We start from the raw sequence: 23374 nt of genomic DNA, 5'->3' as shown, positions 1-23374 counted from the left end.
ACAAACACCTACTTATTAATTTAACGCGCGCGAAGACACACTTGGAGCAGAACGGAATTGATCAATATAATCAAGTGATTTGCCCGTTCCGATTGCTACACTTTCCAACGGTTCATCTGTAACAAATACTGGAATTTTTGTTTCGTCACTAATTACCTTGTCTAGATTTTTTAAAAGAGCGCCGCCACCTGATAAGACAATACCCCGATCCATAATATCAGCGGATAATTCCGGCGGCGTTTTTTCTAACGTTGCTTTGACAGCATTGACAATTGCATCAATATTATCATCTAAAGCTCCGGAAATTTCTTCAGATGTAACTGTAATTGTTTTTGGCAGTCCCGTCAATAAATCGCGCCCTCTTAAATCCATTTCTTCTCCAACAATGCCTTGTTTAGCTGCTGCTATATCCATTTTAATCGATTCAGCCGATCTTTCTCCAATCATTAGGCTATAATTTTTTCTTATGTAAGAGATAATCGCTTCATCCATGTCATCTCCTGCAATCCGGATCGAATTGCTGGTTACAATACCTCCTAAAGAAATAACTGCAATTTCAGTGGTTCCTCCGCCAATATCAACAATCATACTGCCTGTCGGTTCCCAAACAGGTAATCCCGCTCCAATTGCTGCAGCAAAAGGCTCTGCTATCGGATAAGCTTCTTTTGCACCTGCCTGTTTGGTGGCATCAATAACTGCTCTTTCCTCAACCATAGTAATCCCGGACGGCACACATACCATTACATTTGGTTTTCTTGCAAAGAGAGAACGTTTCTTCATTGCTTTTTTCATATAATAGCTCATCATAATGGAGGTTGTATCGTAATCTGCAATTACCCCATCCTTCATCGGGCGGATAACGGAGATATTTCCAGGTGTACGTCCAATCATCATTCTTGCATCACTTCCGACAGCCTCGACTGCTCCTGTCTCCAAATTTTTCGCCACAACAGATGGTTCGCGGACAATAACACCCTTGCCCTTTACATAGACTAATGTATTTGCTGTTCCTAAATCAATTCCTAAATCCTGAGAAATATTAAATATCCCCATAAAATTTGTCCTCCCCCGTTCTTTCATTATTAATCATATTTTCAGCTTTTCGTTTTATATCAGCACGTATTGTAGACTGAACTTTATCATAAATCAAGCTTTGTTTATACAATTTTAAGAAGCGCCACTTTTACATTTTTTGAAAAATGGCGCTGAAAATTAATTCCATATACAATTATACGAAAAAAATTCTAAAATAGATAGTATTTATAAGTATCCTTTTTGTTTTAACGATACAAAACGCTCATTCCCGATAACAAGATGGTCAATAACCTCAATTCCAATTATTTTCCCCGATTCGACAAGACGCTTTGTAACAAGAATATCTTCCTGTGATGGTGTCGGATCACCTGAAGGATGATTATGACAGACTAAAACAGAAGCGGCTGAACGTCTGACCGCCTCGCGGAATAATTCACGAGGATGTACTATCGAAGCGTTTAAAGAGCCAATAAAGAGGGTTTGCCGATGAATGATTTGATTTTTTGTATTCAAAAAAAGAGCTACAAAATGCTCCTGAGCTAAGTTACGCATCTCTTCCATAACGTAATTCGCACCATCTTCCGGAGAACGGATCATATAGGTATCTATAGATTTATAACTGCTGATTCTTTTTCCAAGCTCAATCGCTGCCAATATATTTAAACTTTTTGCAACACCAATACCTTTAATCGCTGTTAACTCTTCTACGGTAGCATCTCTTAATAATTTAATCCCTTCAAAGTGCATAAGAATACGGTCAGCAAGCAGCTGAACTGGATCACTTTTGGAACCGCTGCCTATTAATATAGATAATATTTCCTGATTGCTCAGCTTGTCAGCACCATGCTTTAACAAACGTTCTCTTGGTCTGTCTTCCGTTGGTAAATCCCGAATAAAAATTGGTTTTCCCATGATATTCCCACCTCTTTCTTTTATCTATATCATAGCGGCACTGCTCTCTTTCTACAACTTGGTAATTACTCATTTCTATAGCATATCAGTAAGCTATAATTAATTTTTTCTAAAGAGAAATTGATTCTTTACTGGCTTTTCACCAACGCAAAAAAGAATTTTACACAAAAATCCCCATAGAAAGCCGTTGTCTGAAACCTGGCTTTCCATGGAGATTTTTATAATACCTGCGCTATAATTCGTCATATACCTTCATCCAGTTTAATAATTGATAAGAGGAAGGTTCACCCATCATCTCTGTTAAACTGGTTACTAATCCAGCTATCTTTTCAGTTTCTTCAGGAGCCTTATCCACTAAAGCAGTTATCTCTTCATCTGCAATCGGCTGATTTAAATCAGACTGCTCAAGATGCTCCGCGAAAAAAGCTTGAAACTCCGTTAACCAGTTGTCCTCTGCTTCTGTCATTTCTATTTCTCTTGCTTCTGTACCCCATTCCTTTACATAAAGATCCGCCTGATTATTAGAAAGTGAGGCAGCAAGAGATTTCACTGCGTCTTCTGTCGGGCCAACTCCTGCCATCAGATAATATTGGCCGTCTTTTTCCAAAAATACTGTTGGTATACTTAAACTCGCTATTAATGAATCAGCATTTTCTTTTTCTGAAAATATGCCTGCCTGAATAATATATGTCTCTAATGAATCTAGTGAACTTGTAACTATATCTGAACCCGCTTCTTCTTTTTCCGGCTGAGCAACCGGCGTTGTTCCCTGCGACAGGTTTCCGGCACTTGCAGGAGTATCAACTTGTACAAACATCCGGAAAAGAATAAAGCCTATAATGGTTCCAACAAAAACAGCACTTATCCCGCTTACCAGGATAGCTTTCCATATTATATTTATTTTTCTTAATGGCTTCCCTTTATTCATACTGTTGACTGCTGATAGCGTTGAGAAGTCAGGTTCTTCTTGTTCATTTTCAACAGTTGCTGCGGATTCTGAGTCTACCGCATCGTCTTTGGAGGATGTTTTAACTTTATATGTCCAAGTACCTTTCGTATCATCTATCCTGTGTGGTTTTTGTTTTGTCATCAATCCGGCCCTCCAATGCTAGTATTGGTTTTACTCTAGCATAGCTCTTGTAAAAAGTAAGGCGAATTATGACATCCACTTTTATAATCGTTCTACAATATTCTTTGATGTTCTTATCGTTTTCTGTTGTTTAGTCTGATTCCTCTAATGATTTAACAAAAGAACGGATTAAATCGATAAAATGAAAAGATCCTGTTACCAAAACCGGTGCTGTTGATATTTTTATTTGATCCGTGATCCATGCCTGCCAATCTTCTACCCTCTCCCCTTTATTTTGCAATGGATAATCTGCTAATGTAAGTGCCCGGGAATGCTCAAAAGATGTTAAATACAAATTCGGGAAAACGTCTGCCAGCATCCTTTGCATTTCAGCTACATCCTTATCTTTAAAAGCAGCAAATAAAACCAGCACTTTCCTTCTTGGATAAATTGCCCGTACAGTTTTAATAAAAGCCTTCATTCCAGCCTCATTATGTGCACCATCAACCAGGATAAAGGGATTATCATGAATTTTTTCCATTCTTCCCGGTATCGTTACCTTCTGCATAGCATCAATCGAAATACGCATATCCAGATGGCCAAATCTATTCTTTAATACTTTTAAAGCCTGTATTGCTACAGAGGCATTGTGGTGCTGATGTATACCAATCGTCTGAAGCTTTACACGATATTTGGAGGCAAGGTTTTTCCATTCAAACTCATCAATCTGCAAATCCTTAATAGTGAAATCCATTCCAAACCGATATAATACTGCTCTCTTTTTATTTGCTTCATTGATAATCGGGATAAGACCTTCCCCCTCTACTCCTGTTATGATAGGAGTATACGGTTTAATAATCCCTGCTTTATGCGCAGCTATTTCCTCAAGCGTATCACCTAAAAATGCAGTATGATCCCTGGAAACTGTCGTAATAATGGATAAGATGGGGTTAATAACATTTGTTGTATCTTCTCTTCCGCCCATACCTGCCTCTATAACAGCTATATCTACCTTCCTGGAAAAATATAAAAATGCCATAGCAGTGATGATTTCAAAGTGGCTGGGTGCTCTACCATCCTTATCCATTCGCTGAATCACCGGCTTTACTTCTTGAAATAATGCAGTAAAAGCTTCTTCAGATACCGGCTCTCCATTGATGAGAATAAAACCGGTCAAACCATGTAAACTTGGTGATGTAAACGTACCTATACGATAACGATTTGCTCTTAATGCAGCTTGAAGAAAGGTGCCTGTAGATCCCTTTCCATTTGTTCCGGCAATATGAATAGATGCAAACTTCTTCTCTGGATGTTCTAAAGCTTCTAATAATGTCTCTATACGATCGAGGCCGGGCTGTATACCAAGCTGCTGCCGTCTTTCAAAAAAATCAATAATGTCTGCGTGCATCTTTCTTTCCCCCTTCATCTATTCATCGTATACTAATTATCACAGCATGAATGTCCGTAATCCCGCCTCTTTCTTACAGCGTTATAACTTTTTAGGCGCCGGCGGAAAACGGTCACTTCATCTTCTGATTGGTTCAGCTATGATTTATCGGGATAAATCGCCCGCTAAATCATAGCTGAACCGTATCACAGAAAGGATGTTCTATTTTGAATTATGTTGGCTGGATTATTATTAATGGCAGCATTGCAACAGATAAATTTCTGGACTATGCAAATATGATTAAAGAAGCTGCTGTCAAACAGGGAATCACAACCATTTGTTTAAAAAATGATGATGTAATAACTTTATTATGCCCGAAAAAAAGCGTCGTGTCATCTGTAGCAGATAACAGCAAACTGCCTGACTTTGCTTTTTTTATCGACAAGGATATTTACCTGGCAAGACAACTGGAACAGCTTGGAGTGCGTGTGTTTAACTCATCAAAAGCAATTGAAATCAGCGATGATAAGATTTATACTTATCAAATGCTCGAAAAATATCGGCTTCCTATCCCTAAGACAATCATTGCTCCTAAAAAATATCATGCAGAAAGCCTTTCTTCCAATTATATACAGAAGATAATAGATCATCTTGGTTTCCCACTGATTGTAAAGGAAGCATTTGGCTCCTTTGGACAGCAGGTTCATTTAATTCATGATATTAAGGAATTAACCAGCACTATCTCCCTTATTGAACAGCGTCCATTTTTATTTCAGACTTATATTGAGGAAAGCAAGGGACGGGATATCCGTGTACAAGTCATAGGGAATAAAGCAATTACAGCTGTTGAACGGCGAAACAGTCAGGATTTCCGTGCAAATGTAACTAATGGAGGAAAGATGCTTCCATTTACTATTAATGATGAAATAGAAAACCTTGCCGTTACAGCTGTAAAAGCAATTGGAGCGGATTTTGCAGGTGTAGATTTATTATTTGGATCAAATAATGAATTCCTGATTTGTGAAATAAATGCTAACGCTCATATCCGAAACCTGTATGAATGCACAGGGGTTAACTCTGCCGACCATATGATAGCATATATGCAAAAGGAGCTTTCCCAATGAATGGATGGCTAATCTATACAGAAGCTGATTCAATCCGGAATAAAAGTTATATTGACTGGTTTATTGATGAAGCCAAAAAGCAGTCAATCGATCTGGCACTGCTATTACGAGAGGATATTTCTGTCGGGATTCAAAAGAATAAACAGATTATCTATGAAAAACAAGAAGAAATCCATGCTGATTTTGCTGTTGTCAGGACAATGGATCCGCTTCTAAATAAACAGTTAGAGCAGATGGGCATTACTGTATTTAATAATGCGGTTATTTCGGAAACATTTAATCATAAGGCTCATGGTTATCTGGCTATGCAGAAGCTGGGTATACCAGTACCGGAAAGTTATTTTTTTCCCGGGAAAATTATTCCTTCTTCTCTTCCGCTGGATTTCCCTTTTGTTGCCAAAGCGGCTAACGGCAAAGGTGGAGACCAGGTTACGATGATTTATAATCAGCAGGAATGGGAAAAATATCAGAAAAGCTGCACAGAGGATTTTTTATTACAATCACCTGAAAATATTCAGCCTGGGAAGGATTTACGAGTATTTATCATCAATAAAAAAATCATTGCCGCCGTTTTACGGACTAATACAAATGATTTTCGGGCAAATTATTCTCTCGGAGGAACTGCATCTCTGTACACCTTAAATAAAACCGAAATAAAAACCATTCAAAAGATTATAGATGCTTATGATTTTGGGCTTGCCGGTATTGACTTTATGTTTACAAAGGAAGGCAAACTTATATTTAATGAAATTGAAGATGCTGTCGGCTCCCGTACCTTGAGTATGCTGACTGATATCAATATTTTAGAAGCGTATATAAGTTATATAAAAGAAAAAATAGCTGTGCGATAAATTTTCCGCACAGCTATTTTTCATATTAATTTTTGAGCTCTGCCAAACGTGCTTTTACTTTCGCCTGTTTATCCAGATAATCTTTTTCTTTCTGCTTTTCTTCTTCTACTAATGCTTCTGGTGCTTTGCTTACAAAGCCCTGGTTAGAAAGCTTCTTTTGCACTCTTTCAACTTCTTTATTCCATTTTTCCAGTTCGCCTTCCAACCGGGCAACCTCTTTGTCAAAATCGATTAGACCTTCTAATGGAAGGAAGATTTCTGCACCTGTTACCACAGAAGTCATTGCTTTATCTGGAACTTCGATGCCTTTTGCAATCTTCAAGGAGTTCGGGTTACAGAAGCGCTCTAAATATTCCCGATTCTTCTCTAATTCCTGTACAAGAGCTTCATTCTCTGCAGAAATTAGCATTTCAATCTGCTTAGACATTGGTGTATCCACCTCTGCGCGGCTGTTACGAACTGATTTGATAATGGCAACTAAACGCTGCATTTCAGACACCGCTTCTTTATCATCAAATTCCGGATTTACTTTCGGCCATTCACTGACGGTAATAGACGGTCCCTCATGAGGGAGCTGCTGCCAAATTTCCTCCGTGATAAACGGCATAAATGGATGCAGCATACGCATCGTCTGATCTAAAACATGTGCTAAAACAGAACGAGTTGTCTTTTTCTTTGCTTCATCTTCACCGTATAATGTGAGTTTTGCCATTTCAATATACCAATCACAGAATTCATCCCAGATAAAGTTATAGAGATGTCTTCCCGCTTCACCAAATTCATATTTATCGGCATTTCTTGTTACGTGATCGATTGTTTCATTCAAACGGGATAAGATCCATCTGTCAGCAACCGTTAAGTCTCCAGTTAAATCAATATCCTCATACGTAAATCCTTCCATATTCATCAGAGAAAAACGGGAGGCATTCCATACTTTATTGGCAAAATTCCAGGTAGACTCAATTCTTTCCCAATGGAAACGCAGATCCTGACCAGGTGTTGATCCAGTCATTAAGAAATAACGAAGGGAATCTGCTCCATATTTATCAATAACATCCATTGGATCTACGCCGTTACCCAAAGATTTACTCATTTTTCTTCCTTCAGCATCACGGATTAAACCATGCAGCAAGGTATCTTTAAACGGGCGTTCATTCATAAATTCTTTTGATTGAAAAATCATCCGGGATACCCAGAAGAAAATGATATCATAGCCTGTTACTAATACATTGGTTGGGAAATAACGTTTCAAATCAGCTGATTCCTCATTTGGCCAGCCCATGGTAGAAAATGGCCATAGAGCCGATGAGAACCATGTATCTAATACATCTTCATCCTGCTCCCAATTTTCATCATCTGCCGGAGCTTCTTTGCCTACATAAATTTCTCCTGTTTCTTTATGATACCAGGCCGGAATCCGGTGGCCCCACCATAATTGTCTGGAAATACACCAGTCACGAATATTATCCATCCAGTTAAAATAGGTTTTTTCAAACCGCTCTGGAACAAAATTAACCTTTTCTTCATCAGAATCCTGCATCTTTAATGCATCCTCTGCCAATGGCTCCATTTTTACAAACCATTGTGTTGACAAATAAGGCTCAACAACTGCCCCGCTTCTCTCCGAATGCCCAACCTGATGCGGACGCTCTTCAATCTCAAATAGAACACCTGTGTCCTGCAGGTCTTTGACAATTTGCTTCCGGCATTCAAACCGGTCCAGTCCTTGATATTTTCCTGCATTCTCATTCATAGTTCCATCTTCATTCATAATAAGCACGCGTTCTAGATCATGACGGTTCCCGATTTCAAAGTCATTTGGATCATGTGCTGGTGTAATTTTAACTGCTCCGGATCCAAGCTCCATATCTACATATTCATCAGCAACAATCTGCATTTCTCTGCCTACAATCGGCAGAATAACCGTTTTGCCGATTAAATGCTGATAGCGTTCATCTTTAGGATGTACGGCTACTGCAGTATCACCAAGCATTGTCTCCGGGCGGGTTGTTGCAATTTCAATCGTTTCATCGCTATCTTTAATGGGATAGCGCATATGATAAAACTTACCCGGGATTTCTTCATAAATAACCTCAATATCAGAGAGTGCTGTTTTTGTGGAAGGATCCCAGTTAATAATATACTCTCCGCGGTAAATAAGCCCTTTTTCGTAAAGACGGACAAACACTTCCCGAACGGCTTCAGATAAACCTTTATCCAAAGTAAAGCGTTCCCGGGAATAATCTAAGCCAAGTCCAAGCTTCTCCCACTGCGAGCGGATAAAGCTTGCATATTCCTCTTTCCATTCCCAAGATTTTTCAATAAATTTCTCGCGGCCAAGCTCATAACGATTCGTTCCCATTTCTTTTAATTTTGCTTCTACCTTTGCCTGTGTCGCAATTCCTGCATGGTCCATTCCTGGAAGCCACAGCACATCATAGCCCTGCATGCGCTTCATACGTGTAATGGTATCCTGCATCGTTGTATCCCATGCGTGACCTAAATGCAAACGGCCAGTAACATTGGGCGGCGGAATAACAATAGAATAAGGCTCCTTTTCCGGATCATCTTTTGCTTCAAAAAATTTACCATCTAACCAAAATTGATATCTTCCTTTTTCCACTTCTTGCGGATTGTATTTCGGAGGAAGCTGATTTTGTTTATCTGACATGTTAAAAACCTCCTTTATTCTTTTGAAAACTAAAAAACCCTTCCATCCTGCTAAAGGACGAAAGGGTATATTTCCGTGGTACCACCTTTGTTTGCTCATAACTAAAAGCTTTTACAGCTTTTATAAAGCACACTTAAGGTCATGGATATCGGCTGACAACCGGAATCTCCTACTACATTTTTCAGAGACTCTGCATCAGAGACGACTTCAAGAACAACCTTCCCGGGAAATTTTCACCGCATGATTTCCCTCTCTAAGAGCGTTTATTCTTTACTGCTTCTCTTCCACGCATTCATATGTTTTCTTAGTAACATTTATTTTATCGTTTCTACCAGAGAACGTCAACTATATTTTCATATAATTACCGGTAAATAGGCATTTTCCCAGATAAAACTGGAGAGCCATATAAAAATTCATCATAAAAAAAGTGTATCTATATTATTGACACACTTTTCACAGGTTTATACATAACATATTATATCAAAGTGCCGAAATCTACACTTAATGAAATAAAATGGAGGGAAAATATATGTCCCGTTATTATCGTTATCGTATACCGCTTTGGGCAAGAAAATGTATTTTTGTTGTAGAAACTTGTATCACGCCTATTTTAGTATTTCAGATTATTCGTACGCTGTTAATACCGACAGCATTTGATATTTTAATATTGGCTGTACTAATTGGTCTTGCTCTTTCTTTTTACATGCAATGGATCTAATCTGGCTGTTCCTCCTTTGATTCATATGTTTCTTGTATAAAATCCACCCAGTTCATACCAAATTCTAAACGGCGAAATTGCTGCTGCAGCTCCTTCACCTGATTAATCATTGATTTTTTTGTGCGGCGATCTGTATAATTTTTGAGCACACTTAAATAAGATGACGGGTTAAGTAAATAGACAGAAACAAGATGCATCTCCTTCACAGTCAGATGATTTGTTTTTTGATAGACCGTAAATGCCTGCTGTATCGATTTTTCAGGTTGATTATAAGAACCTGTCAAGCCCCGGAAATAATGTGATAAATCACGTGCCGGATGCTCAAAACCTCCTGATTCCCAATTAATTAAATAACCGCCCTTTGAGTGGGTGTCATCCACCCGCTGATGGCATAAGCTGGTCGACCATAAAATATCCGTTTCTTCCTCACCATAGATTTTTTCAAGCTTATCCTGCAACAAACCTACAGCGTGGCAAACTCCCTTATAATGTGTGCAATAAAGAAGTTCAAACGGAGACATGTATTTTCTGCTTTCATAATCTGTAACACGGGTATGAAGCTGATCCAAAGATTCTTTACAAAAGTTTTCAAAGCCTTGAAAGGTATCTTTTAGACGATTTGATCTAATGCGGCTGGTCTGTCGTGTTTTTTTATGAATTTGCGCCAGCGTCTGCAAGGTTCTCTCTATGTGATACGTAGAATCAGTTATTTCCGGAGCATCAATCCAGGGCGATAAATAGTAATAAAAATTCTCTTCTTTATGAAAAAATGTATTATCTCTGGTCAAATATACAGGTAAGATTTCCGTTACATTTTGTTCACGAGCAATATGGTAGACATGCTGCCAATTTTCAATCGTCTGTTCTGTTAAAAAACTGCGCTTCAAGGCATATTCCTGCATACCGTCAAATACTTTTACCACACGTTCTGTCTGTTTTTCGATACTGACGGGGTAGATATGATATGCTTCCAGCACTTTTTTCCATAAATTCATCTCATGTCACCTCTTATTTAGAAAAACTTGAATTCGCTCGTGATTTAACAAACTTGCTTCATTCTATATCTGGTACATTAACATTATTGCTGATTTAAAAACTTTAATTATGTAAAATCCCTACACAAATAAGCTTTTTGTTATTTGTGCAGGTTCGTTTATTTATTGATTTGCCGGAATATAGAGCAGCTGCCCTTCATTTACTTCATAATCTGCATCCAGCTGATTATGCTTGATTAATTGCAATGGACTGATTGCAAACCGTTCGGCTATGGTATCAATCGTATCATTCTCCTGAACAATACAAAGACGCATGCTCACATAATGATTTTCATCTGCTTCCCTGAAAATCTCGGATAATATGGATCTATTTTCTATTCGTTCTTCCTCTTGTTCCGGCTCATTGGTCTCCACTGCTTCTTCATTTCTTGGCGTATCTGAATAGTTTGTGTCCTCTATATAATCAATGATTTCCGACTCATCTGTTATACCCCAGCCTGATTCTTCTATATCTTCTTTTTCATCTGTCTCTTCCACCGGCACAATATCTTCAACCATTTCTAACAGTTCCTCGATTTGTTCCTCATCATCTGTTTCTTCTTCTGAAACCTTCGCCTCCGATAGAGACTGAAAGTATTCAGACAGGGGCTGTGATTTTATTTTCCATCTATCCGGGTCATCCTCTGTCTGCCCTTCTAATGTTGTTTGTTCTTCCGATACTATTTCTTCCTCTGATGCTGTTCCTTCTTCTGACGCTGTTTGCTCTTCCGAAGTAGTTTGTTCATTACGTGTTAACGTTTCTTCAGGATGCTCAATTTCAAATGAAAACGTATCACCTACCTGTTCTTGATCCGCTTCCTCTTCCTCCAGATTCTCCCCTTGAGGACGATAGACTTCATCCTGTAAAATGCCATGAATTTCAACTGCAGCGGCTATTTTCAGGCTGTCTGGCCCCAGTAAATCATAATCAAAGGTTTCAATCTGCACAGTTACATCCTCTAAATTTTTCACCCGATGAGGCGGCACAGATATATCTACAGGGAATTTATGCGTAAATAGATATAAACCATTAACCTCACGGATACTCTCTACATAACGTTTTGCCTGAATCTGGTCAAAGTCCAGCACTTCCCCTTCTTCTTCCTCAACATTTACTTTTTGATATTCCCCTTGAAGTTCAATAGCGCCGCGAATAGAAATATAATTATCTAATGACTCGATTGTTATTTCTGGTTCAATGGAAATACCCCTGATTTCCTCTACTTCCTGTCCTTTTTCAAAAAACAGTGATTCTTCCAGTTCAAAAACAAATGAATTAGAATCTACTGACAAACGTATTCCTCCTCTCGCAAACAGTCCAGATGCGGATCATTCGTTATCAATTATATGATTTGGTACTGCGGAATATGCTAAGGAGGAGAAATGACTCACAGTAAATATTGAAAACCTGTAACCCCAGATACTTTTAAATATACAGAGTTACAGGCTATTAAATTCCCAGCTTTAGATTCAGTTTGAAAATTTTATGACAACATATTGCATTTCAATAAGCTGTTGGATAATTATCTACCATACAATTCACGCTTATCCGTTTATTTTTTCTTAAGATGATGAGGTTAACATAAGAATTAACAGTCTTTTTATTTAAAGTTACTTCAAATGATTCAAAGCTTGTTATCTTTTCTCCGTCCATTTCTAAAATAATATCATTTGGTCTTATTTCAGCAGTGTAGGCTGTAGATCCTTCTTTCACCTGTAAAACCTCTGTACCGATATTTCCTTTTGCTGAGAAATTTAAAAAGAGAAATCCAAATTCGAATAGAATCTAAATTTCTCTTTTCATTAAAGTTTTATAAAATATTATTAAATTTTATTACTTTTCAATCTTCGCAAAAGCTGTGTCAATTGCTTCAATTGTCTTTTCAATATCCTCGTCTGAATGTGCAGTAGATAAGAATAACCCCTCAAATTGAGATGGAGGCAGGAATACGCCTTCTTCGATCATCGTACGGTAATATTGAGCAAAATAATCTAAATTGGAAGACTGAGCCGTTTCAAAATCAACTACTTCCTGGTCAGTAAAGAATACACCAACCATAGAGCCTGCACGGTTAATATGAAGCGGGATATTATATTTATCTGCAGCCAGGCGGAAGCCTTCTGCAAGCCGGTCAACTTTCTTATTAATTTCTTCATAAGAAGCTTCTGTTAAAGCAGCTAAAGACTCATAGCCTGCTGTCATTGCCAATGGGTTACCAGATAATGTCCCAGCCTGATATATTGGACCGGTTGGTGCAATCTGTTCAACAATTTCACGTTTTCCGCCATAAGCACCGACAGGCAGACCGCCGCCGATTACTTTACCAAGACAGGTTAAATCCGGTGTTACATCAAAATGTCCCTGTGCACTGTAGTAGCCGACACGAAAGCCTGTCATCACCTCGTCAAAGATAAGTAAGGAGCCATTTTCTTCCGTAATTTCGCGGACTCCTTTTAAGAAACCTTCTTTTGGAGGAACAACGCCCATATTTCCACATACAGGTTCCATAATGACTGCTGCAATTTTATCGCCATAATGCTCAAAAGCCAATTTTAAGCTGTCCATATCATTATAAGGAACTGTAATGGTGCTCTTTGCGATATTCGCAGGAACCCCGGGACTGTCTGGGAGACCAAGTGTTGCGACGCCGGAGCCAGCTTTAATCAGTAAGGAATCACCATGACCATGATAGCTTCCTTCAAATTTAATAATTATATCTCTGCCAGTATAACCGCGTGCCAGACGTATCGCACTCATTGTTGCCTCTGTTCCTGAGTTCACCATCCGTATCATTTCAATAGAAGGGACACGATCAATCACAAGCTTTGCCAGTTTATTTTCTAACAATGAAGGAGCTCCAAAGCTTGTCCCCTTCTCAACCACTTCTTTTAAGCTTTCTGTAACACGTTCGTCCGCATGTCCTAAAATTAACGGTCCCCAGCTCAATACATAATCAATATACGTATTACCATCAATATCCGTAATTTTAGAGCCTTTTCCTTTTTCCATAAAGATTGGATCTAATCCGACAGATTTAAATGCACGGACTGGAGAATTCACTCCGCCCGGCATTAAATCAACGGCTTCTTTATAGGCAGCTACTGATCTTGTATTTTCCATGCTCTTCCTCCTTTATTTCTCTTCCTGCAACCATTTTGCCACATCTTTTGCAAAATAGGTAATAATTAAATCCGCACCCGCACGTTTCATAGACAACAGGGTTTCTGTAACCAGGTTTTTCTCATCAATCCAGCCATTTAAAGCGGCTGCTTTAATCATGGCATACTCTCCGCTCACGTTATATGCAACAACAGGAACATCAAAATTATCTCTTACCTCACGCATAATATCCATATAAGAAAGACTAGGCTTTACAATTAAGAAATCTGCGCCCTCTTTGATATCCGATTTTGCTTCACGGATTGCCTCCAGACGGTTAGCCGGGTTCATCTGATATGTCTTCCGGTCACCAAATTGTGGTGCGCCGTTTGCCGCATCACGGAAGGGGCCATAATAAGCAGATGCGTATTTCACTGCATAGGACATAATCGGAATATGGTGAAAGCCTGCTTCATCCAAAGCGTGGCGGATAACTGTGACAAAACCATCCATCATATTAGAAGGAGCGATAATATCCGCGCCAGCTTTTGCTTGCGAAACAGCTGTTTTAGCTAACAGCTCTAACGAGGCATCGTTGGCTACGTCTCCATTTTCAATTACACCACAATGTCCATGCGATGTGTACTCGCATAGGCAGGTATCCGCAACTACAAGCATTTCCGGATAGGCTTTTTTCACCATTCTTGTTGCTTCCTGGATAATTCCATGATCATGAAACGCCTCTGATCCAATTTCATCTTTTTCTTCTACTACGCCAAACAAAATCAATGAACGAATTCCTAATTGATAAGCTTCCTCTACCTCTTCCAATAAATGATCAAAAGAAAGCTGGTAAATGCCAGGCATGGAAGGTACCTCATTCCGGATGTCCTCCCCTTCAATAACAAAGATTGGATAAATAAAATCCGTTGCTCTTAAATGTGTTTCTTGAACGAGCGCGCGCATCGAAGCGGATGAACGTAATCGTCTATGTCTGTCAAATGTGAATTCACTCATGATTTATCTTCCTTTCATTTACTATCTTTGTAATTAAGTCTAATATAGCATCTGTTGTATACGGAGTTGAAGTATACACATCAGGAATCCCTAATTGTTTTGCCTTTTCCTCCGTTGTTTTACCAATGCAAATATACGTTGCTGTATTTGGAATATACTCTGCTAATTGAACAAACGCTTCTACTGTTGATGGGCTTGTAAATGTAATATAGCTGACTGTTGGAAGCTCCTGATTCAGCTTCCGTTTCGATTCCACACAGTATGTTGTCTCATATACTTCCAGCACTTCATAAGTAATCTGTTCTTCTTTGAGCTTTTCCGGTAGCGTCGGCCGGGATAAATTACCCCGGATCAACAGCACCGGTTTATCTGATGTGTAGAATGCAATAAACTCCTCTGCCATCGCCAGCGCATCAAATGTTGCCGGTACAAAAGAAGCCGCGTAGCCATACTTATGCAATGCTTCCTCTGTTTTCTTTCCCACAATACCTATCTTTAACTCCTGTGGAAGTTTTATATTTTGTTTACGAAGCAGCTGGAAAAAACCATCCACACCGTTTGCACTTGTTATAAATACCCAGCCAAAGCTGGAAAGCCGCTTCAATATAGAGATATCCTCAGGATTTTTCAAAAAATTTATTTCAATCATTGGAGTGATAACAGGACTTCCACCTAGCTTTGTGACTTTTTTCGCCATTTCAGCAGCTTTTGTCTCTTCTCTCGTAATTAATATGCGCTCCCCGTGAAGCGGCTTCTCCATGATTATTCCATCTCCTCTTTGACCCGCTCCACAATATCTTTGGCTCCCTGTTCAATTAATAAATCTGCTGCCTGTTTACCAACCTGGACAGAGTCGTTTCCGCGGACAACTTCTTTCAGGACTGTTTTTCCATCTGGTGTCCCTACTAAAGCAGTTAATACAATTTCTTCCCCGTCTAAATAAGCATAGCCGCCGATAGGTACCTGACAGCCGCCTTCTAATAAATGTAAGAAAGTACGTTCAGCTAATACTGTCTTTGCCGTATATTCATCATGAATTTTTTGGACAATTTCTTGTAATTCCAAATCATCCGCACGGCTTTCAATTGCCAGCGACCCTTGCCCTACAGCAGGTACACATACTTCTGGATCCAGGTATTCTGTAATCAGACTCTCACTTAAACCGACACGCTTCAAGCCGGACACAGCCAAAATAATAGCGTCATAGTCCTCTTCGTTTAATTTACGAATACGCGTTTCTACATTTCCGCGGATCCACTTGATCTCTAGATCAGGTCTGGCAGCAAGAATTTGTGCGCCTCTGCGTAAACTGCTTGTCCCGACGATAGAGCCTTCTTTAAGGTCTGCTAATTTCACATTATCTTTTGCAATATATGCGTCACGATGATCTTCTCTGACGGGAATAGAAGAAATTTCTAAACCTTCTGGGAGAGCAGAAGGCATATCCTTCATGCTATGGACTGCAAAATCAATCTCTTTGTCAAACATTGCTTTTTCAATTTCTTTCACAAAAAGACCTTTTCCGCCAACCTTTGATAATGTGACATCAAGGATTTGGTCTCCCTTTGTCACAATCTTTTTTATCTCGAATTCATTTTCCACACCAGCTTTTTTCAGCTGATCAATGACCCATTTTGTTTGTGTAATTGCTAAATTACTTTTTCTGGAACCAACAATTATTTTTCGCACGATGTATCCTCCTCGTTTCCTTACAGTCTGGCAATTATTCTACAATAAAAATCAACCAGAAAGTGATTAAATGACCTTCTGGTTGGATGTGAATGATGTAAGATGACAGGGTTCCGTCCAATTAAGCAGTAGGTACCCGTTCAACTACCGGAAAAGAGGCAATGTCCTCTTGAGTAAATTTGGTTAATGTATCATTTTTCTTTATTTGTTTCTCAAGTTCCTCTTTAACTTCATTCTCTATTCCAAAAATATCAACAAATAACTGTAAAGCCTCATTTGCCTGTTCTGCACCCGCCAGCTCTTTCGCTTGCGTAATCGGCTCTTTCAGCAGCTGATTAATAATACTTTTCGTGTGTTTATTGAGTACTTTTTTCTCTCGCTCAGTTAAGCTTGGAATTTTTCGTTCTATACTTTTCATTGTCTCAGATTGAATAGATAATGCTTTTTGTCTAAGCGCTGATATAACTGGTATAACACCCAGTGTTTTCATCCATTCTTTAAATTGCACAATTTCTTCTTCAAGGGACAATTCGATTTGCTCTGCTGCAGCTTTTCTGGACTCTAAATGGTCATCTACTATGTGCTGCAGATGGTCAATGTCATATAAAGCAACATGATCCATTTCGGCAATCTGCGGATCAATATCCCTTGGAACCGCAATATCAACTAAAAATAATGGATTTTCCTGGCGTTTCTTTTGTGCTTTTTCAATATCTTCTTTTGATAAAACGACAGACTCTGATCCGGTAGAGCTGATTAATATATCAGCAGCTTCTAAAACAGATGGCAGTTCATCCATTATGGCTGCATTACCCTGAAATTTTTCCGCCATTAACGCTGCTTTTTCCTTTGTCCGATTAATGACAGTGATTTCTTTTACACCGGCACTTTGAATGTTTTTTGCTGCCAGTTCGCCCATTTTCCCTGCTCCTAATATAGCAACATGCTTTTCACTCAAGTCTCCGAATTTTTCTTTTGCTAATTCAACTGCAGCATAGCTGATTGATACCGCATGCTCGCCTATGCCCGTCTCTTTATGCATCCGTTTACCGAATGTAATGGCTTGTTTGAACAGCTCATTAAAAATAGTACCAGTTGTATTTGCCAATTGTCCTTTTGAAAAGGCTTGTTTCAGCTGACCAAGAATCTGTGTTTCTCCAAGCACCATGGAATCAAGTCCGGTTGTGACCCGGAACAAATGCTCAATTGCTCCGTCATCCTCTGTAATGTGCAGATAAGTTGAAAATGTCTCTTTTTCCTCCTCAAACCAATCTGCTAAAAATTGCTTAATATAATATCTCCCAGTATGGAGCTGGTCTACAACTGCATACACTTCCGTCCGATTGCATGTTGAAACAATTACATCTTCAAGAATACTTTTCTGATCCTTTAATGCAATCATTGCTTCAACTAATTTTTCTTCATTAAATGTGAACTTTTCCCTAATTTCTACAGGGGTTGTTTTGTAATTAAAACCAACCTTTAAAATATGCACAGTACTACCCCCACTATGATAAAATGATTCATACTTTTTACTATTATTATCTAATAATCATTATAACATGTAATGAAATGCTTTTCGTGCTAAAATGTGAACAGAATCTGAAACAATTTTTATGTATGTAAGTTAATGATATGTACGATAACACGATTCATTCCTAGTAAAAAAACGTCCGTTACAACAACTCATTCCGACTGTAATGTAACATAACTGGCTTTTTATAGCAAGGGACACGCTTTATTTACGGCCCGGTAAATTAGAATTTTTATAGAGTACAGCTAAGCAAGGAACAAAGGAGGAATTTCTTAATGAAAAAAAAGCATTCATTGCTTGCATATTTATGTATTGGAGTTGGTATTTTTCTTCTGCTCCGGGAACTTCGGATTCCATTTTTTGTTGACTTTTATTCATGGCAATCCTTATTAATCGTAATTGGTCTTGGAGTCATTATTCACAGCTATACAACCAGGACATATCAGAATTTATTTATAGGTACATTATTATTCGGGGTTGGAATCCATCTCCACGGGATTAAGCATTACTCTTTTTGGGTAGACGATTGGTCTGTTTATTTAATTATTATCGGACTTGCCTTTATCATTCGCTATACGAAAACGAAAAAAGGTTTTTTCTCAGGTATTTTCTTTATCCTTGCAGGTTTGCTGTTTCTTTTTGCTGAACAGCTTTCCATTTATACAAGCTGGCTTGAGCCCATCGTTTTATTATTAGAACGTTTTTGGCCGGTTCTGCTTATTCTTTTAGGTATTATTATGCTGAAACGCAAATAAAGGATACGGTTGGAAGCTTTTGCTTCTGATAACCGTATCCTTTATTTTTATCCAGTCACATAAAAGATCTGATAGCGCTCCAAACATCTTCTTTGCCTTCTGATGTTTCTGCAGAAAACGGAATAAAAATATCTTCCGGGTCCATTTCAAGAACTTTTTTGGAACGTTTAATATGTTTATATCGTTTTGTTTTTGGAATTTTGTCCAGCTTTGTTCCAATTACGATAACAGGGAGCTCGAAATACTTTAGATAATCATACATTTGAATATCATCTTCTGTCGGCTCATGGCGTAAATCTGTAATCAGAATAACAGCCCGGAGCGTTTCTCTGTTTTTAAAATATTCTTCCATCATGCCGCCCCATTTTGCACGTTCCTTCTTGGATACCTGTGCATACCCATAGCCCGGAACATCTACAAAATAAATGGACTCATTAATCAGATAGAAATTTAAAGTTTGTGTTTTACCAGGTTTGGAGGAAGTTCTTGCTAAATTTTTTCGGTTAATTAGCCGGTTAATTAAGGAAGACTTCCCAACATTAGATCGCCCTGCAAGTGCGAATTCCGGATACTGCTCCTGAGGATATTGCTTCTCACTGACTGCACTGATAACGATCTCTGCTTGATTAACCTTCATATTATTCTTCCTCCTTCACCAATGCAATTTCTAATACTTCATCTAAGTGCTTCACTGGTATAAACTCCAGTCCTTCACGAACACTTTCGGGAATATTTTCTATATCTTTTTCATTATCCTCAGGTAAAATAATCGTTCTAAGCCCCGCTCTATGCGCACTTAACGCTTTTTCTTTTAACCCGCCAATAGGCAAGACACGGCCCCGAAGTGTAATTTCACCTGTCATTCCTACCTCTCTTCGGATAGCACGTCCTGTCAAAGAGGATACAAGTGCTGTTGCAATCGTAATTCCCGCTGAAGGGCCATCTTTCGGTGTTGCTCCGGCAGGAACATGGATATGAATATCATACTTTTCATAGAAATCCGAATCAATGTTCAGCTGTTCTGCGCGGGACCTTACATAGCTGAAAGCAGCCTGAGCTGATTCCTGCATCACGCCTCCAAGTTTACCTGTAAGCTTTAGATTCCCTTTTCCCGGATAATGCGTTACTTCAATCGATAAAATATCTCCGCCGGCTGTTGTATAAGCAAGCCCTGTTGCAGCACCAATTTGGTTTTCTTCTTCAATTAATCCATATCGATACACTGGTTTACCTAAATATTCTTCAACAATACGATCGGTTACAATAATTCGATCCTTGCTTTCATCAGAGACAAGTTCTTTGGCTGCTTTACGGCATAGCGTCGCAAGCTGTCTTTCCAGACCGCGGACACCTGCTTCTCTTGTATATCTCCGGATTAATTTCATGATAGCAGACTCACGAATTTGAATTTTACTCTTTGTCAGTCCGTTTTCTTTAATTTGTTTCGGCAAGAGATGGCGTTTCGCGATATGCAGCTTTTCAACCTCTGTATAACCAGGAATGGATATTAATTCCATCCGGTCCAGCAACGGTTCTGGAATACTGTTTATATTATTTGCTGTAGCAATAAACAATACATTGGATAAGTCATAGGTTTCCTCTATATAGTGATCACTGAAGTTATGGTTTTGCTCCGGGTCCAGTACCTCCAGCATTGCGGAAGAAGGATCTCCCCGAAAATCATTTGACATTTTTTCAATTTCATCTAATAAAAACACTGGATTGACTGTTCCTGCACGTCGCATTCCCTGCATAATTCTTCCCGGCATTGCTCCAATATAAGTCCGGCGATGGCCGCGTATTTCCGCTTCATCCCGAACTCCGCCTAAAGAAATACGGACAAAATTCCGGTCAATGGCATTAGCGATTGATTTTGCTAAGGATGTTTTTCCGACCCCGGGGGGACCAACTAAACAAAGAATAGGTCCTTTTATCGTGTTAGTAAGCTTTTGAACCGCTAAGTATTCTAAAATTCGTTCCTTCACTTTTTCTAAACCATAGTGATCTGCATTTAATACTTTTTCAGCCTTTTTCATTTGAATGTTATCTTTTGTTTTTGTTTGCCACGGAAGAGCAACAAGCCATTCAATATAGTTTCGAATCACAGAGCTTTCCGCGGATGACTGTGGTACTCTTTCATACCGTCCGAGTTCTTTCAGCGCAACATTCGTAATGTTTTCAGGCATATCAGATTGTTCAATTTTTGTACGGAGCTGCTCCAAATCACCGGATTTACCGTCACGGTCTCCCAGTTCTTTCTGGATAACCTTTAATTGCTCTCTTAAGTAATATTCTTTTTGGGTCTTTTCCATTGATGTTTTAATCTTTTGTCCGATTCTCTTTTCAATGGATAAAATTTTTCGTTCATCAGCAATAATATCTAAGAGTTTATGTATTCTCTCCATCACATCAAAAGCTTCTAATATCTCTTGCTTATCATTCAGCTTCAGAGAAAGATGTGAAGTAATCATATCTGCTAAACGGCCGGGATTATCAATATCGCCGACTGTTTCAAATGTCTCTTCTGTTAATTTACGGGAAACTTTTATGTATTGCTGAAATTGCTCAAGTAAAGTACGCATCAAAGCTTCTGATTCAAACGCATTTCCTGCAATATCTTCCTTTTCCTCTACCTCTACGATAAAGTTTTCTTCTTCCTCCAGATAACGAACAATTTCCGCCCGATAAAATCCTTCAACGAGTACCCTCTGTGTTCCATTTGGAAGCTTCGTAATTTGTTTAATCTTTGCAACAGTTCCAACATTGTATATATCTGCTGAATTAGGATCATCTGAATTCATTTTCTTTTGCGAAGCTAAAAATATGTACTGATCAGCCAACATTGCCTGTTCTAAAGAAGCAATAGACTTATCTCTGCCAACATCAAGGTGCAATACCATCGAAGGAAATACGATTAACCCTCGTAAAGGCAGCAGCGGCATCTTCAAATAGTTTGCTGTCATACATTCACCCCCTATATTCTTTTATTTTTCTTTGTAAGGCTCTTTCTCAGTGTAAAAAAAAATCATCTAAATGTAAACACTGTTATGCTTTCTTTTAGTATAAACAGTTATACAAGTATCTATGATTATTACATTAATTTAATAATAAGAAAAGTTTTTTTACTATAAGAAAGAGTAAAAATGCAGATTCTGCTTAGAATCTGCATTTTTCATTCCTCTATGCTTATGCTTATGCACTTTCTTTTGGAAATTTCTCATTTCCTTCTTGAACAGTTCCATCACGGAAAATAAGTTTTGGGCTGCCATCTTCCTGAATCACAGTATCCTTTGTAATCACGCATCTTTCTACGTCTTCTCTTGAAGGAAGATCAAACATAACATCTACAATGATTCCTTCTATGATAGAACGTAATCCGCGTGCACCTGTTTTCCGTTCAATAGCTTTCTTCGCAATCTCTTCCAATGCTTCCTGCTCGAACTCAAGCTCTACATTATCAATTTCAAATAGCTTTTGATACTGCTTGACCAAGGCGTTCTTTGGTTTAGTCAGGATTTCAATTAGTGCATCCTCATCCAACGGAGTAAGGCTTCCGATTACCGGTATACGTCCGATAAACTCTGGGATGAGTCCATAGCGCAATAAATCCTCCGGAAGGACTTTAGACAACAGTTGTGCTGTATCTAATTCTTCCTTCTCTTCGTTAGCACCAAAACCGATAACCTTTTTACCAATACGACGTTTTATTACTTGATCAATGCCATCAAATGCACCGCCGACAATAAATAAAATATTTGTTGTATCGATTTGAATAAATTCCTGATGTGGATGTTTTCTTCCACCTTGAGGAGGAACACTTGCTACTGTTCCTTCAAGAATTTTTAAAAGGGCCTGCTGCACGCCTTCCCCGGAAACATCTCTGGTAATAGAAGGGTTTTCAGATTTTCTGGCTACCTTATCAATTTCGTCAATATAAATAATCCCTTTTTCTGCTTTTTCTACATCGTAGTCTGCAGATTGAATCAGCTTAAGAAGAATATTTTCTACATCTTCCCCTACATATCCAGCTTCTGTTAATGATGTTGCATCTGCCATCGCAAAAGGTACATTAATAATTCTTGCTAATGTTTGAGCCAGGAGTGTTTTACCGCTGCCAGTCGGTCCAATCATCGCAATATTACTTTTAGAAATTTCTACATCGCCGCTATTCATACCTGAGTTAACACGTTTGTAGTGATTATATACTGCAACGGAAAGGTTCCTCTTTGCTTTATCCTGTCCAATTACATAATCATCAAGTGTGTCACAGATTTCTTTCGGCTTTGGAATTTCATTCATTTCCATGCCTTCTTCTGTACCAAGTTCTTCCTCAACAATTTCTGTACACAGTTCAATACATTCATCACATATATAAACGCCAGGACCAGCTACCAATTTCCGTACCTGTTCTTGACTTTTCCCACAAAAAGAACATTTTAATTGTCCTTTTTCTTCATTGAATTTAAACATTACTTTTC

20 protein-coding genes and 1 other annotated feature are annotated in these 23374 nt (G+C 38.6%); of the genes, 4 read left to right on the top strand and 16 right to left on the bottom strand.

Features of this window, described 5'->3' with window-relative positions:
* Positions 1-15: 15 nt before the first annotated feature.
* From IEX29_RS17045 to IEX29_RS17030, 4 genes are all read right to left on the bottom strand, one after another.
* Positions 16-1053: a rod shape-determining protein gene (locus IEX29_RS17045; protein ID WP_188735567.1), complete on the bottom strand. Its 1038-nt coding sequence runs from the start codon at positions 1051-1053 to the stop codon at positions 16-18.
* Positions 1054-1260: 207 nt separating this feature from the next.
* Positions 1261-1947, bottom strand: a complete 687-nt coding sequence (radC, locus tag IEX29_RS17040; protein WP_188735566.1) for a RadC family protein — start codon at positions 1945-1947, stop codon at positions 1261-1263.
* Between the two features lie 232 nt (positions 1948-2179).
* Positions 2180-3037 carry an SPOR domain-containing protein gene (locus IEX29_RS17035; RefSeq protein WP_188735565.1) on the bottom strand — a complete coding sequence of 286 codons (858 nt, stop codon included), beginning with the start codon at positions 3035-3037 and terminating at the stop codon, positions 2180-2182.
* Between the two features lie 130 nt (positions 3038-3167).
* A complete protein-coding gene (locus tag IEX29_RS17030) occupies positions 3168-4424 on the bottom strand; it encodes a bifunctional folylpolyglutamate synthase/dihydrofolate synthase (RefSeq protein ID WP_188735564.1) in 1257 nt (418 codons plus the stop codon).
* Between the two features lie 206 nt (positions 4425-4630).
* On the opposite strand from IEX29_RS17030, the gene IEX29_RS17025 reads away from it, so the two are divergent.
* Complete coding sequence (locus IEX29_RS17025) at positions 4631-5527, top strand: RimK family alpha-L-glutamate ligase (protein WP_188735563.1); 897 nt, start codon at positions 4631-4633, stop codon at positions 5525-5527.
* Positions 5524-6378, top strand: a complete 855-nt coding sequence (locus IEX29_RS17020) for an ATP-grasp domain-containing protein (RefSeq protein ID WP_188735562.1) — start codon at positions 5524-5526, stop codon at positions 6376-6378. The genes IEX29_RS17025 and IEX29_RS17020 overlap by 4 nt, the downstream gene beginning before the upstream one ends.
* A gap of 25 nt (positions 6379-6403) precedes the next feature.
* Here the strand turns inward: IEX29_RS17020 and IEX29_RS17015 are convergent, their stop codons facing one another.
* Positions 6404-9049, bottom strand: a complete 2646-nt coding sequence (locus tag IEX29_RS17015; protein WP_188735561.1) for a valine--tRNA ligase — start codon at positions 9047-9049, stop codon at positions 6404-6406.
* 50 nt (positions 9050-9099) lie between these two features.
* Positions 9100-9345 (bottom strand) — a binding site (T-box leader).
* 233 nt (positions 9346-9578) lie between these two features.
* Between IEX29_RS17015 and IEX29_RS17010 the strand changes: the two genes are divergently transcribed.
* Positions 9579-9767 carry a YszA family small membrane protein gene (locus IEX29_RS17010; protein ID WP_188735560.1) on the top strand — a complete coding sequence of 63 codons (189 nt, stop codon included), beginning with the start codon at positions 9579-9581 and terminating at the stop codon, positions 9765-9767.
* Here the strand turns inward: IEX29_RS17010 and ysxE are convergent.
* From ysxE to hemA, 8 genes are all read right to left on the bottom strand, one after another.
* On the bottom strand, positions 9764-10762 hold the full coding sequence (gene ysxE / locus IEX29_RS17005) for a spore coat protein YsxE (RefSeq protein ID WP_188735559.1): 999 nt from the start codon (positions 10760-10762) through the stop codon (positions 9764-9766). The two genes, IEX29_RS17010 and ysxE, sit on opposite strands and share 4 nt — an antisense overlap.
* Before the next feature lie 162 nt (positions 10763-10924).
* On the bottom strand, positions 10925-12094 hold the full coding sequence (spoVID, locus tag IEX29_RS17000; protein WP_188735558.1) for a stage VI sporulation protein D: 1170 nt from the start codon (positions 12092-12094) through the stop codon (positions 10925-10927).
* Positions 12095-12305: 211 nt separating this feature from the next.
* Complete coding sequence (locus IEX29_RS16995) at positions 12306-12536, bottom strand: PDZ domain-containing protein (protein ID WP_268239088.1); 231 nt, start codon at positions 12534-12536, stop codon at positions 12306-12308.
* A gap of 99 nt (positions 12537-12635) precedes the next feature.
* Positions 12636-13922, bottom strand: a complete 1287-nt coding sequence (hemL, locus tag IEX29_RS16990; protein ID WP_188735556.1) for a glutamate-1-semialdehyde 2,1-aminomutase — start codon at positions 13920-13922, stop codon at positions 12636-12638.
* A 12-nt stretch (positions 13923-13934) separates the two neighbouring features.
* Entirely contained in the window at positions 13935-14918 is a 984-nt protein-coding gene (gene hemB, locus IEX29_RS16985; protein WP_188735555.1) for a porphobilinogen synthase, read from the bottom strand.
* Positions 14911-15678 carry a uroporphyrinogen-III synthase gene (locus tag IEX29_RS16980; RefSeq protein ID WP_188735554.1) on the bottom strand — a complete coding sequence of 256 codons (768 nt, stop codon included), beginning with the start codon at positions 15676-15678 and terminating at the stop codon, positions 14911-14913. Before IEX29_RS16980 ends, hemB begins: the two co-directional genes overlap by 8 nt.
* A 2-nt stretch (positions 15679-15680) precedes the next feature.
* Entirely contained in the window at positions 15681-16607 is a 927-nt protein-coding gene (gene hemC, locus IEX29_RS16975) for a hydroxymethylbilane synthase (RefSeq protein ID WP_188735553.1), read from the bottom strand.
* A gap of 121 nt (positions 16608-16728) precedes the next feature.
* Positions 16729-18102: a glutamyl-tRNA reductase gene (gene hemA / locus IEX29_RS16970; protein WP_188735552.1), complete on the bottom strand. Its 1374-nt coding sequence runs from the start codon at positions 18100-18102 to the stop codon at positions 16729-16731.
* Positions 18103-18416: 314 nt separating this feature from the next.
* On the opposite strand from hemA, the gene IEX29_RS16965 reads away from it, so the two are divergent.
* Entirely contained in the window at positions 18417-18896 is a 480-nt protein-coding gene (locus tag IEX29_RS16965; RefSeq protein WP_188735551.1) for a LiaI-LiaF-like domain-containing protein, read from the top strand.
* A 55-nt stretch (positions 18897-18951) separates the two neighbouring features.
* Here IEX29_RS16965 and yihA read toward each other — a convergent pair whose 3' ends face one another.
* The 3 genes from yihA to clpX all read right to left on the bottom strand — a co-directional run bounded on the left by yihA (position 18952) and on the right by clpX (position 23366).
* Positions 18952-19533 (bottom strand): ribosome biogenesis GTP-binding protein YihA/YsxC, encoded by a 582-nt coding sequence (yihA, locus tag IEX29_RS16960; protein ID WP_188735550.1) that lies wholly within the window; start codon positions 19531-19533, stop codon positions 18952-18954.
* 1 nt (position 19534) lies between these two features.
* Positions 19535-21859, bottom strand: coding sequence for an endopeptidase La (lon, locus tag IEX29_RS16955; RefSeq protein WP_188735549.1), 2325 nt, complete (start codon positions 21857-21859; stop codon positions 19535-19537).
* A 229-nt stretch (positions 21860-22088) separates the two neighbouring features.
* Positions 22089-23366, bottom strand: a complete 1278-nt coding sequence (gene clpX, locus IEX29_RS16950; RefSeq protein WP_188735548.1) for an ATP-dependent protease ATP-binding subunit ClpX — start codon at positions 23364-23366, stop codon at positions 22089-22091.
* Between the last annotated feature and the right edge of the window lie 8 nt (positions 23367-23374).

Source organism: Oceanobacillus neutriphilus, from assembly GCF_014645515.1.
GTDB lineage: Bacteria > Bacillota > Bacilli > Bacillales > Amphibacillaceae > Oceanobacillus > Oceanobacillus neutriphilus.
The sequence above is the reverse complement of the archived record's forward strand: the minus strand, read 5'-3'. Positions and strand labels throughout refer to the sequence as shown.

Excerpts from the sequence above, each read along its gene's own strand:
- IEX29_RS17045 (WP_188735567.1), bottom strand. The coding sequence starts at position 1,053 with ATGGGGATATTTAATATTTCTCAGGATTTAGGAATTGATTTAGGAACA.
- radC (WP_188735566.1), bottom strand. The coding sequence starts at position 1,947 with ATGGGAAAACCAATTTTTATTCGGGATTTACCAACGGAAGACAGACCA.
- IEX29_RS17035 (WP_188735565.1), bottom strand. The coding sequence starts at position 3,037 with ATGACAAAACAAAAACCACACAGGATAGATGATACGAAAGGTACTTGG.
- IEX29_RS17030 (WP_188735564.1), bottom strand. The coding sequence starts at position 4,424 with ATGCACGCAGACATTATTGATTTTTTTGAAAGACGGCAGCAGCTTGGT.
- IEX29_RS17020 (WP_188735562.1), top strand. The coding sequence starts at position 5,524 with ATGAATGGATGGCTAATCTATACAGAAGCTGATTCAATCCGGAATAAA.
- IEX29_RS17015 (WP_188735561.1), bottom strand. The coding sequence starts at position 9,049 with ATGTCAGATAAACAAAATCAGCTTCCTCCGAAATACAATCCGCAAGAA.
- IEX29_RS17010 (WP_188735560.1), top strand. The coding sequence starts at position 9,579 with ATGTCCCGTTATTATCGTTATCGTATACCGCTTTGGGCAAGAAAATGT.
- ysxE (WP_188735559.1), bottom strand. The coding sequence starts at position 10,762 with ATGAATTTATGGAAAAAAGTGCTGGAAGCATATCATATCTACCCCGTC.
- hemL (WP_188735556.1), bottom strand. The coding sequence starts at position 13,922 with ATGGAAAATACAAGATCAGTAGCTGCCTATAAAGAAGCCGTTGATTTA.
- hemB (WP_188735555.1), bottom strand. The coding sequence starts at position 14,918 with ATGAGTGAATTCACATTTGACAGACATAGACGATTACGTTCATCCGCT.
- IEX29_RS16980 (WP_188735554.1), bottom strand. The coding sequence starts at position 15,678 with ATGGAGAAGCCGCTTCACGGGGAGCGCATATTAATTACGAGAGAAGAG.
- IEX29_RS16965 (WP_188735551.1), top strand. The coding sequence starts at position 18,417 with ATGAAAAAAAAGCATTCATTGCTTGCATATTTATGTATTGGAGTTGGT.
- yihA (WP_188735550.1), bottom strand. The coding sequence starts at position 19,533 with ATGAAGGTTAATCAAGCAGAGATCGTTATCAGTGCAGTCAGTGAGAAG.
- lon (WP_188735549.1), bottom strand. The coding sequence starts at position 21,859 with ATGACAGCAAACTATTTGAAGATGCCGCTGCTGCCTTTACGAGGGTTA.
- clpX (WP_188735548.1), bottom strand. The coding sequence starts at position 23,366 with ATGTTTAAATTCAATGAAGAAAAAGGACAATTAAAATGTTCTTTTTGT.